Annotated in this window: 9 protein-coding genes and 1 riboswitch; of the genes, 7 read left to right on the top strand and 2 right to left on the bottom strand. The window is 55.2% G+C overall.

Going from position 1 to position 11517, the window contains the following annotated elements; all coding sequences use genetic code 11:
• Nucleotides 1-64 precede the first annotated feature (64 nt).
• Genes IRT44_RS04650 through IRT44_RS04640 form a run of 3 tightly spaced genes read left to right on the top strand, consistent with a single transcriptional unit; the run spans nt 65 to nt 3001 of the window.
• Entirely contained in the window at nt 65-892 is an 828-nt protein-coding gene (locus tag IRT44_RS04650; protein ID WP_212133638.1) for a carbohydrate ABC transporter permease, read from the top strand.
• Between the two features lie 49 nt (nt 893-941).
• On the top strand, nt 942-2267 hold the full coding sequence (locus tag IRT44_RS04645) for an ABC transporter substrate-binding protein (RefSeq protein WP_212133641.1): 1326 nt from the start codon (nt 942-944) through the stop codon (nt 2265-2267).
• A 14-nt stretch (nt 2268-2281) separates the two neighbouring features.
• A complete protein-coding gene (locus IRT44_RS04640) occupies nt 2282-3001 on the top strand; it encodes a glycerophosphodiester phosphodiesterase (RefSeq protein ID WP_212133643.1) in 720 nt (239 codons plus the stop codon).
• A gap of 113 nt (nt 3002-3114) precedes the next feature.
• Here the strand turns inward: IRT44_RS04640 and IRT44_RS04635 are convergent, their stop codons facing one another.
• Together IRT44_RS04635 and ggt are read right to left on the bottom strand one after the other, a co-directional pair.
• Nucleotides 3115-5103 (bottom strand): methyl-accepting chemotaxis protein, encoded by a 1989-nt coding sequence (locus IRT44_RS04635; RefSeq protein WP_171563999.1) that lies wholly within the window; start codon nt 5101-5103, stop codon nt 3115-3117.
• 95 nt (nt 5104-5198) lie between these two features.
• Entirely contained in the window at nt 5199-6821 is a 1623-nt protein-coding gene (ggt, locus tag IRT44_RS04630; protein WP_230077854.1) for a gamma-glutamyltransferase, read from the bottom strand.
• Nucleotides 6822-7073: 252 nt separating this feature from the next.
• Nucleotides 7074-7163, bottom strand: a riboswitch (cyclic di-GMP riboswitch).
• A gap of 393 nt (nt 7164-7556) precedes the next feature.
• Between ggt and IRT44_RS04625 the strand changes: the two genes are divergently transcribed.
• The 4 genes from IRT44_RS04625 to IRT44_RS04610 all read left to right on the top strand — a co-directional run bounded on the left by IRT44_RS04625 (nt 7557) and on the right by IRT44_RS04610 (nt 11234).
• Entirely contained in the window at nt 7557-9218 is a 1662-nt protein-coding gene (locus IRT44_RS04625; protein WP_171564197.1) for a glutamine--tRNA ligase/YqeY domain fusion protein, read from the top strand.
• A gap of 255 nt (nt 9219-9473) precedes the next feature.
• Nucleotides 9474-10067, top strand: coding sequence for a TetR/AcrR family transcriptional regulator (locus IRT44_RS04620; protein WP_171564001.1), 594 nt, complete (start codon nt 9474-9476; stop codon nt 10065-10067).
• 107 nt (nt 10068-10174) lie between these two features.
• Nucleotides 10175-10633 (top strand): hypothetical protein, encoded by a 459-nt coding sequence (locus IRT44_RS04615; protein ID WP_171564002.1) that lies wholly within the window; start codon nt 10175-10177, stop codon nt 10631-10633.
• Between the two features lie 13 nt (nt 10634-10646).
• A complete protein-coding gene (locus tag IRT44_RS04610) occupies nt 10647-11234 on the top strand; it encodes an NAD(P)H-dependent oxidoreductase (RefSeq protein ID WP_171564003.1) in 588 nt (195 codons plus the stop codon).
• Nucleotides 11235-11517: the final 283 nt, after the last annotated feature.

Raw genomic sequence — 11517 nt, 5'->3', positions numbered from 1 at the left:
CCTGATCCGGCCAAGTGTGGCAGCGAATTCGCCCCAGGATCGCCGAGAGGGAGGAGGAGGTTGTATGAGACATGCGGGACGTGCGGCGTGGAAAGCGGTGGAGTGGGCGCTTCTCGCCGTCGTTTCCCTGATCTTTGTGTTTCCGTTTCTCTGGATGTTTTTGACCGCGTTCAAGACGATGCCGGAGGTGTACCGGTTCCCGCCTACCTGGTGGCCGGAGTCGTGGCATTTGGAGAACTTCCGCATCGCGTGGGAATCGGGACCGTTTCTCACCTACGTCTGGAACAGTTTTCTCGTGGCGGCGGGGATTCTCGTCCTGCAGCTGTTGACGGGTGTGCCGGCCGCGTACGCCTTTGCCCGCTACCGGTTTCGCGGGCGGAACCTGCTGTTTGGCCTGACCCTGATCGCCTTGATGATTCCCCCTCAGGTGGTCTTCTTGCCGGTCTATGTGGAAATGAGTCACTGGGGGCTGGTGAATACGCTGTGGGCGCTGATTCTGCCGTACGGGGCGAGCGCCTTTGGGATTTTTTTGCTCCGCCAGTGTTTCATGCAGGTGCCCGATGAGGTGATCGAAGCCGCCCGGCTGGACAATGCCTCCGAGTGGACGATCATGTGGACGATCATGGTGCCGATGGCCAAGCCGGTGCTGGTCACGTTCGGGCTGTTTAGCTTCATCTATCACTGGAACGACTACTTTTGGCCGCTGATCATGACCAACAGCGACACCGTGCGGACGCTGCCAATCGGCATCTCCATGCTGAAGGCGGCGGAAGGCGGCAAACTCTGGAACGTCATCATGGCGGGCAACATGATCCTCGTGCTGCCGGTCCTGGCGATCTTTTTCATCGCCCAGCGGCACATCATCAGCGCGTTTGTCTATTCATCCAAATAAAAAAGGAAAACCCGCGTTCCTTCCTGAAAAGAAAGAGGAGGCATGCATTGTGAAAAAGATCCGCGTATCCTTATTGGCTTGTGTATTGAGCGTGACGGCCGTACTGGCCGGGTGCAGCGGCAAGCAGGAGGCGGCTGGCGGCCAGCAGTCCGGTACCGGAAGCGGCGGCCAGCAGCAGACAGCCGATGCCGGAAAGCCCGTGGAAATCGACTTTTGGTACGCGCTGGGCGGCCGCAACGGTGAAGTGATCGAAGAGATGGTCAAACAATTCAACGACACGCACAAAGACATCGTCGTCAAGCCGTCCTATCAAGGCAGCTACTATGAAAACCACGCCAAGGTGCTGGCTGCCGTCTCAGCCGGAAACCAGCCCGACGTGACGATGGTGGAGATCGCATCGGTGGGCGCGTTTGCCGATGCCAAGGTGCTGCAGGACCTGGGGGCCTACGTGAACGGGGAGGAAAACAAATACATTCCCGGCCTGATGGGCAACTCCTACTGGAACGACAAACTGTACGCCGTGCCGTTCAACCGTTCGACCCCGCTCTTGTACGTCAACCGGGACATGCTGAAAGCGGCCGGATTGAATCCCGACGGTCCAAAGACATGGGAGGAACTGCGCCAGTACGCCAAGGCCCTGACCAAAAAAGAGGGGGGCAAGACGAAGACCTACGGCTTCTCCACGCCGATCGACATCTGGTTCTACGAAGCGCTGGTCTTTGAGAGCGGCGGAAATATCCTGAGCGAAGACGGCAAGAGCGTGGCGCTCGACAACGAAGCGGGAAAGGCGCCGTTGGAGTTCTGGATCAGCCTGCTGAAGGAAGGGGTGATGAAGGCTCCGCCGGGCGAAAAATACAACGCCTGGGACGTGGCCAAGCAGGATTTCCTCAACCAGCAGGTGGCCATGATTTTTACATCGACCGGAGACCTGCACGCGCTCAAGGAGAGCGCCGCGTTTGAAGTAGGGGCGGCGTTTCTGCCGGCCAATAAGGATTATGGGGTGCCGACTGGCGGCGCCAACCTGGTGATGCTGGCCAAGTCTTCGGATCAGGAGAAAAAGGCGGCATGGGAATTTATCAAATGGATGACGGATACGCCGCAGACAATACGTTGGTCGCTGGAAACCGGGTACATGCCGGTGACGAAGGAAGCGGTCGAGTCGGACGAGATGAAAGCAGCATACCAGAAAGAGCCAAACTTTCAGGTGGCGGTCAAACAATTGGAGTATGCCCAACCGCGTCCGATGGTTCCCGGCTATAAGGAACTGCAGGAAGTCATCATGACGGAGATTCAGCGGGCGGTGCTGAACCAGGCGACCGTGGGCGAGGCGATTGCCAAGGTTGTGGAAAAAGGCGAGAAACTACTGAAAAAGTAATGAGGTGATGTTGCATGAACGTTTGCATGGCGCATCGCGGCTGGTCGGGCAAGGCGCCCGAAAACACCATGAAGGCGATTGAGCTTGCGCTGGCGGAACCGGCCATTGGCGCGATTGAGGTGGACGTGCAGCTTTCCAGGGATGGCGTGCCGGTTCTGTTCCACGATTTTTCACTGGAGCGGACGACGAACGGCAGCGGACGGGTGCAGGATCTGACGCTGGCGGAACTGCGGGAGCTTAATGCAGGGAGCTGGTTTGATGAGCGCTTTGCCGGCGAACCGATTCCCACGCTGGAAGAGGTGCTGGCTGCCGTGAAGGGACGATGCACACTGAACATTGAGCTGAAAACGGCGGCCGACATGCATCCCGGACTGGCGGAACGCGTGCTGACGCTGCTGGATCGGCACGGGATGAAGCAGGATGTGTACCTCACCTCGTTTGACCACGAGCTCATCCGGCAGGTGCGGCAGCTGGACACTGACGTCAAGACCGGGCTGATCGTCTACGGACGGCCGATCATGATCCTGGAACAACTGCGGCAGGCGGGAGCAGATGTGCTCTCCATGTCCTATCCGTTTCTCACCCGGGAATTGGCCTGCGAGGCAATCAATGAGGGGGTTGGCGTCATCGCCTGGACGGTGGACGACCCGGACGCTATCCGCAGAATCATGGAGTGGCATCCGCAGGTGCAAATCTGCACCAACCATCCGGACCGCATGCTGGCCCTTCGCTGAGCGCACTATAACTAACAACAGCGGCTGTGAGGACACTCCCTCGTGGCCGCTGTTTCATTCGGTACAGCCGGCAGCAAAAAAGGCACCGCAAAACGGGTGCCTTTTTGTTGTGCTTATATCTTGAAGCGTTTGACGTGAGCCTGCAGCTCTTCGGCGATTCTCGCCAGCGAGCTGGCAGAAGACGTGACTTCCTCCATGGAGGCCAACTGCTCCTCGGTGGCGGCGGAGACGCTTTGCGTTCCTTCTGCGGAGCTTTCCGCCACTTCGGCAATTTGCGTGACCAACTGAACCACCTGTTCCGTACCTGCGGTCATCTGGCGGGAGTGGTCTTTTACCTTCTGAATCTGGTCGGCCGTGTGGGTCACCGAATACTGAATCTGTTCAAACGATTTGCCGGCATCGTTGACGACCTCGAGGCCGAGCGCCACTTCTTTTGTCCCTTTTTCCATGGACTGTACGGCCAGGTCCGATTCCTGCTGGATGGCCAGAATGAGCTGTTCGATCTGTTGAGCGGATTGGGCCGATTGTTCCGCCAGTTTGCGGACTTCGTTGGCCACGACGGCAAATCCCCGTCCCTGTTCCCCGGCACGCGCTGCTTCGATGGCGGCATTAAGCGACAACAGGTTGGTCTGCTCGGCAATGTCGGTGATGACCTGGACAATTTGACCGATCTCCTGGGAACTTTCGCCCAGCCGTTTGACGATAAGGGCGATCTGGTTGACCGTCTCGTTGATGGACTGCATTTGTTTCGCGACGGTTTGGATGGTCTGGTTGCCGTCGATCGCGATTTGCGAAGCCCTGAGGGCAGAATCTGCGGCGTTTTCCGCATTGGTGGCAATTTGCTGAACACCGGAGGACACGTCCTGGATCGCACGGACGCTTTCCTCCACGCTTTGCACTTGCCGTTCTGCGCCGTACGCCACTTCCTGGATGGTCGTTGCAATCTGCTCGGTGGCCTTGCTTGTGTGCTCGGCGTTTACGGTCAGCTGCTCTGCGGACGCTGCCAAATTTTCGGCGCTGGCGTTCATCTGCTGGATGATGGTGCGCAGATTATCCACCATGGCGTTTACGGCCTGGGACAGTTGGCCAATTTCATCCTGCGTGCGGATGCGGAGCGGCTCCACCGTCAGTTCTCCATCGGAGATGCGTTTGGTCACGCTGGCCACTTCCATGATCGGTCGCGTGATCCGCAGCGACACGGCGAATGCAAGTGCGATTACGAGAACGCTGACGATGAGAACGATGACAGCGATGTTGGTGTTGAGAGCGGACACAGCCGACGTAATGGATTGGACCGGGATATGCAGGAACAATCCGTAGTTTGTCGTTGCAATGGGCGCATAGGCAACCATGTACTCGCTGCCGGCGTCCGTGTAGGTATAGGAGGCTGTCTCGCTGCCGCCGTGTTTGAGGAACTCGGCCAACCCCTGCGGCAGGCCGGCTTCTTCCACTGCTTTGCCGATCAGCTCTTCGTTGGGATGGGCTTGAATCAGCCCTTTGTTGTCTACGAGAATGGCGTATCCGCCGTTGCCAAGGTTGAGATGTTGCAGAAAGGTTTCGGTAAACTGGTCAACGTTGACGAGACCGGTCAGTACGCCAAGAATTTGGCCGTTTTGGTTTTTGACGGGAGAGGCGACGACAATGGAGCGTTTGCCAGTCGTCTTGGCAATCACGATGTCGGAGTAACTGGCTTTTCCGGCCATTCCTTCCTTGAAAAACGGCCGTTCGGACAAGTCGATGCCGACGCTTGTCGGAAACGTGTCGGCCGAAACTTTTCCGTCTGGAGAGATGAAGGTGTTGCCGTCAAATATCTTCATTTCCTCGGTAAACGAGCGGATGAACAGGTTTTTCGCGGCAGCGTCCGTCGATTGAATATCCGATGAACGGGCCAGCACCTGAATCTCCGTCATCCGTCTGTCCAGGTATTGATCCATCGCGACGGCGGTGCTTTTGGCAAGGTCGATGTAGGACTGCCGCTGTTTGTCCGTGATGATTTCCGAGCTGCTGGTGGTGATATACAGGGAGGTGCCGATGAGTGGTATGATCGCTACGACAAGAAACCAAACAATCAGTTTGTTTCGAAGTTTGCCGAAGACAAACACGAGGGAATTCCTCCTTTTGTAATCAGGCCTATATGCACGCCTGAAGCGTAACAGCATTCAGACTGCCGGGAATGCTCCCGGCAGTCTGGAGTGAATCAATATCCCATTGCTGCACCTTCGCCGCGCGGATCGGCGCCGCCAAACTTCACGTTGGTGACGGGATCGATCAGAATCGCTCCGGATTGGCCCATTTGATCGGTGTAGGCGTCTTCCAGTTTTTCAACCGGGTGACCGCGTTTGATCAGTTCGTCCAAAACAGCTTGCGGAATTCGGCTTTCTACCTTGAGGTTGTTGGAAGAAGCACCCCAGTTGCGTCCGTGCAGCCATCTTGGCGCTTCGATCGCGTCCTGTACGCTGAAGCCAAAATCGACAATGCGGGTCACCAGAGCGGCCTGGGTCTGAGGCTGTCCTTCTCCGCCTTGGGTTCCGTAGAGGAGGTAAGGCTTGTCTCCCTTAAACAGCATCGCCGGATTGATGGTGTTGAAGGAGCGTTTGCCCGGCTCCAGGTGGTTGATGTGGTTCGGATCCAGGGAGAAGTAGCTGCCGCGGTTTTGCAGCAGGATGCCGGTGCCTTTGGCCACGATGCCGGAGCCCCAGTCGAAGTAGTGGCTTTGAATCATCGAAACGGCGTTGCCATCCTTGTCGACGACGCCGAGCCATACAGTGTCCCCTTTCGGATCGAGCGGCTCCACCGTTTGGGCTGCCTGTTTCATGTCGATCCGCTTGGCCAGTTCTTGACCGTGCTCTTTGGACAGCAGGTAGTCTACCGGAATGTCGGCAAACTCGGGGTCGGTCAGCCATTTGTCACGGTCGGCAAAGGCTTGCTTGGTGGCTTCCACAATCACATGGTAGTAATCGGGAGTGCCTTCGCCCAAGCTCTTCACATCGAAGTTGTTCAGGATGTTGAGAATGGAGAGCGAGGCCATTCCTTGCGAGTTGGGCGGTACGTTGTACGCCTTGTACCCGCGATAGTCAACGGAAATCGGTTTTGCCCACGTAGCGGTGTGTTTTTCAAAGTCTTTCAGGGTGAGCAAGCCGCCGTTTTTCTGCATGTCTTCGACGATTTTCTTGGCGATTTCGCCTTTGTAGAATCCGTCGGCCCCTTTTTTGGCGATGATTTTCAAGGATTCCGCCAGGTCTTTCTGCTTCAGGATTTCGCCAGCCTGATACGGTTCGCCGTTGGGTTTCAGGTAGATTTTGCGGAACTCTTCAAAGCGCTGCAGATTTTTCAGATCGTTGTCGGTCGGATCGGTCGCGTACTTGGTCCAGTACACCTGGTTGGGGGAGACGGGATAGCCTTTTTCCGCGTACTCGATCGCCGGCTCCAGCAGTTTGCTCCACGGAATCTTGCTGCCGCTCATTTCCTTGCGAGCGTAGTTGTACGCTTCCCACCAGCCGGAAACGACTCCGGGGACGGTGTTGGCGGCCAGATAACCGCGGGACGGGATTTTCTCGTATCCTTTGCTCTTGTAGAACTCAATGGTCGCTTTCTCCCCGGCACGGCCGCTGCCGTTCAGGGCGCGCAGTTCTTTCGTTTTTGCGTTGTAGATCAGCCAGAAGTTGTCCCCGCCGATGCTGGTGTAATGAGGATAGACGACGGTCAGTGTGGAAGCCGCAGCGATCGCGGCATCGACCGCGTTACCGCCTTCCTGCAGCGTCTTCAGTGCAGCGGCGGTAGCCAGGTAGTGCGGAGTGGTAACCATGCCATTCGGCGACATGGAAGTTGGACGGTGTGCAGCATTGCCCGCAGGTGTGAAGGCGGACAGGCTTAAAACGCCGGCAAGTCCCAGGGCGCCTAGTTTTTTCCAGAACCTTTTCACAGTCGTTCCTCCTTTGGTCTAGTTGTAAAAGCAAGTTGTGCTGGATGGTACGTAGCTCTGGCGCCTCACCTCCCCCCTATGGACTGCAACCGCCTGCTTACACAAAAAAGACCGATGACATAGGATCATCGGTTTGTCCTACATCAATACTTCGGTAACTGGCTGGCGTGTCCGCTCATGGCGGAGGTAGCCCCTGTAGCTTTGCGTCGCCGGGTTTCCCCGGGTTTGCCGTTTCGATATCAATGCGTGGTCGTAAATTTTCAAAATGCGTAAAATGAGACCATCTTCATTCGTCTCGCGGTGCAGGCAGTCCAATGGACTTGGGAAAATCACATTTCTATTTCATTAGATCGGTAAATTCGTCCCGATGTTTAAGGGGAAATTAAAAAAATCTGCGGATTTTGTGACTATGGTCCGATGTCCCTGCACTTGGCGGAGGATGTTTTTCGTGCGCGCACCTTTCTGCGCACATCCAAGCTGCTGAATTCAATAATGAACATCGGCTGCGGCCGTCAACAGCGACGGCATGTGCCCCATTGTGGTAAGGCGGGACGAGGCACGGCCCGATTTGTTGAACTCTCGATGCGGAATCAGTATTATTGATTGTAAAGGTGAAGTGAAAGGTTGATTCAATTGGAAAACAAGTCGGCAACATCCAATTTTATCCGCAGCATCGTCATTGAGGATTTGCAGGCGGGACGAGTGAAAGAAGTCGTGACCCGTTTCCCTCCGGAACCGAACGGGTATCTCCATATCGGTCATGCCAAATCCATCTGCCTGAATTTTGAGCTGGCTGACGAATTCAATGGCAGAACCAACCTGCGCTTTGACGACACCAATCCGCTGAAAGAAGACACCGAGTACGTGGAAGCGATCAAGGAAGACGTCAAATGGCTGGGCTTTGAGTGGGATGGTCTTCATTTCGCATCCGACTACTTTGAGGAAATGTACAATCGCGCGGTGTTGCTGATCAAAAAAGGCAAGGCGTACGTCGACGACCTCTCCGCGGAGGAGATCCGCAAAACGCGGGGGACGCTGACAGAGCCGGGCACGGAGAGTCCGTACCGCAACCGTTCGGTGGAGGAAAACCTGGACCTGTTCCAGCGGATGCGCAACGGCGAGTTCAAGGACGGCGAAAAAGTATTGCGCGCCAAAATCGACATGAGTTCGCCGAACATCAACCTGCGCGACCCGGTGCTCTATCGGATCGCCCATGCCACCCATCACAACACCGGAGACAAGTGGTGCATCTACCCGATGTACGACTTTGCCCACCCGCTGGAAGACGCCATCGAGGGCGTGACCCACTCGCTGTGCTCGCTCGAGTTTGAAGATCACCGTCCGCTTTACGACTGGGTCGTACGCGAATGCGAGATGGAGCACGTGCCGCGGCAGTATGAATTTGCCCGTTTGAACATGACCAATACGGTGATGAGCAAACGCAAGCTGAAATTGCTGGTGGACGAAAAAATCGTGGACGGTTGGGACGACCCGCGGATGCCCACCATCGCCGGACTGCGCCGCCGCGGCTACACGCCGGAAGCGATTCGGGCGTTTGCGCGGGAAATCGGCGTCTCCCGCAGCAACAGCGTGGTGGATGCGAAGATGCTGGAGCATTTCATCCGCGAAGACCTGAAGCTGAAGGCGCCGCGCACGATGGCCGTGCTGCGCCCGCTGAAAGTGGTCATTACCAACTATCCGGAAGGCCAAGTGGAGATGCTGGACGCGGAAAACAACCCGGAAAATCCCGAGATGGGCATCAGGCAAATCCCGTTTTCCCGCGAGATTTACATCGAGCAGGATGATTTCATGGAAAATCCGCCGAGCAAGTACTTCCGCCTGTTCCCGGGCAACGAAGTGCGGCTGAAGCACGCCTACTTCATCAAGTGCCACGACGTGATCAAGGACGAACAGGGGAACGTGGTGGAACTGCACTGTACGTACGACCCGGAAACGAAGAGCGGCACCGGGTTCACCGGCCGGAAAGTGAAGGGGACGATCCACTGGGTGGACGCCAAACACGCCGTTCCGGCGGAGTTCCGCCTGTATGAACCGCTCATTCTGGACGGGCAGGAAGACGGCGATTCGTTCTTGGACAACATCAATCCCAATTCGCTGGAAACGCTGCACGGTTTTGTCGAGCCCAACCTGAAGGACTGCAAGCCGCACGACAAGTTCCAGTTCTTCCGCCACGGCTACTTCAACGTCGATCCAAAGTATACGACTCCGGACAAACTGGTGTTCAACCGGATTGTCTCGCTGAAAAGTTCGTTTGAACTGCCGAAGAAGGGATAAATTCGCGCATACATGGAAAAGCTGTTAACACGGTTAACAGCTTTTTTCATATTCTTGGGGACCCCCGCCGGGTGCTGCATGAGCACACCTGAGCGGGGGATTTTTTTGAGAGGGGCGGCCGGATATGCTCGATTCCGGTCACAATTTTAAAGAAAAAATGTCATTTGGACGGCAGGATTTCCCATGGAATATATTGAAAAATTACACAGATGATATATTGGTTGTACAACCAATCAAAATGAATGGTGATCTGGAATGAAACCAAAAGCAGGTAATACGCGAGCCCAATTAATTGAAGCGGCTTACAAGGTTCTTGCCGAAAAGGGATACGAAAACAGTTCCGTTAAGGACATTGCTCGTGAGGCAGGCGTGTCGCCCGGCTTGGTGCACTACCATTTTGCAAACAAGGAAGACCTTTTGGTGTCTGTTGTCAAAGAAGCAGCCAATGAGTACTGCCAACAGATGAGAAAGTTACGGAAGACAGTTGCGGAAGACAAACTTGCCGACGCTGCGCTGGCGGAGTCTTTGGAGCGAATAAAGAGCAATGCCGATTGGTACAAGCTGCGATATGAATTGTATGTGCTTGGCTTGCGAAATCCCGCGATTCAGTCCGGGGTGAAAGAGCTTATCGCAAGGGGAAGGGAGGGAATCGAAGAAACAATCCAAGCGGTGGCAGGAAAAACGCTGCCAAATGGGGCTGAGATGTCCGCCATTTTGTTCGCCTGTTTCGAAGGGCTCGCCTTGCAGTCTTTCGTTGATTCGGAGTTTGACCTGGAAGGCGCTTACCAATTCCTTGGTCAAATGGTCGAACAATTCTTGCAATCGCAATCGGAACGTGAGCGGACGTGACAGTGCGCGTACCGCGCGAGGATTGAAAGGTATGTGTGTGGTGTCAATAGAGCCGTTGTTATCTGTATTGGTTGGTCATACAACCAAAAAATTATGGGGGTGTTTTCATGTTGAATCTGGTTCTGGCCGCAATGGAACGATTGGCACTGACAGTGATCGTGGGCGGAGGCGTTGTCATGGCCGCCGGTGTCCGTCCTCTCTTACTGTCCATTTTGGCAAAGCCGGGACAACCCGATTTGGCTGAAACCGTTGAGGGGCTCTCAATCAACGCGTGGAACCGATACAACCGATTTGCCTTGTGGGCGGCCATTGTCGTGGCGGTCGTTGATCTCGTGCGTATTGTTACGGGGCTGGCTTTTTCCTGGTGGCATGTTGGCCTGATCCTTACAATCTTTGTGGCTTTGCTTGGAAAGTTATTGATCGATCAGACACTGAAAACGCGGCTTAATGAGGCTGGCGCTGAAGCTGTCGGCAGTGCCGAGCAGCGTGCCGGACACCGGCGGGTTGAGTTTCTCTCGGTCGTCATTCTTGTTTTGGCTGTGTTGTTGGTCATCCTGCCGTTCTGACGGAGGTATCCAGATGAATGTGTTGATTGTCTACGCACACCCGAACCCGAAGAGTTTGAATGCCGCCATTTTGAAGGAAGTGGAGCGCGGCCTGCAAGAGGCCGGCTACCAGTATACGGTTATCGATCTATACCAGGACAACTTTCAGCCGGTTCTGGTGTACAATGACAGCATCCGGCGCAGCGAACTCAAGAACGATCCGGAAACGGCGCGTTATCGTGAGCTGGTGCGGCAGGCCGATCATCTCATCTTCATTTATCCCGTTTGGTGGTATGGTGTCCCGGCGATTCTTAAGGGCTTCTTTGATCGCTTGTTTGTTTCGGGATTCGCCTATCACTACGAGGGGATGGTGCCAAAGGGATTGCTCAGCGGAAAATCGGCATGGGTGTTCTATACGATTGACTCTCCCGGATGGTATGTCAGACTGGTTCGCCGCAGTGTCGAATGGAAGATTATGAGAGATGCGATCCTCGCGTTTTGCGGAATACGAAAGGTCAAGAGATTCATGTTTGCCGGCGTCAAGAGGAGCAGCCAAAAGCGGCGTCAAAAATGGCTGGAATCCGTCTATCATCAGGTGCGTTTTGGACTCAGGGAATCATGATGAAGATTCGGTTATCCCGTTGGGTCGATACCCGGGCGAATGGCAAGGAAAACAGGTGGCACAAGTCTCACTTCTTCGAAACACCCAGATGTTTACCCCTCCCCTTAGCGTTTTGAAGCGGACGCTATCGACTTATTGCTGGTCGTCAAGAGAGCGAGCGGGCACCATCACACATGACACCACGGGCTTTGATTGCAATGCGTCGCCAAAATGAAAATGCAGGTGAAATTGCCATAAATTAGTGTATAATGTGTGTATAAAATTTTGACAAAAGGGGGTGGGG

The organism is Brevibacillus sedimenti, assembly GCF_020923495.1.
Lineage (GTDB): Bacteria > Bacillota > Bacilli > Brevibacillales > Brevibacillaceae > Brevibacillus > Brevibacillus aydinogluensis.
This window is presented reverse-complemented; position numbering and strand designations above follow the sequence as displayed.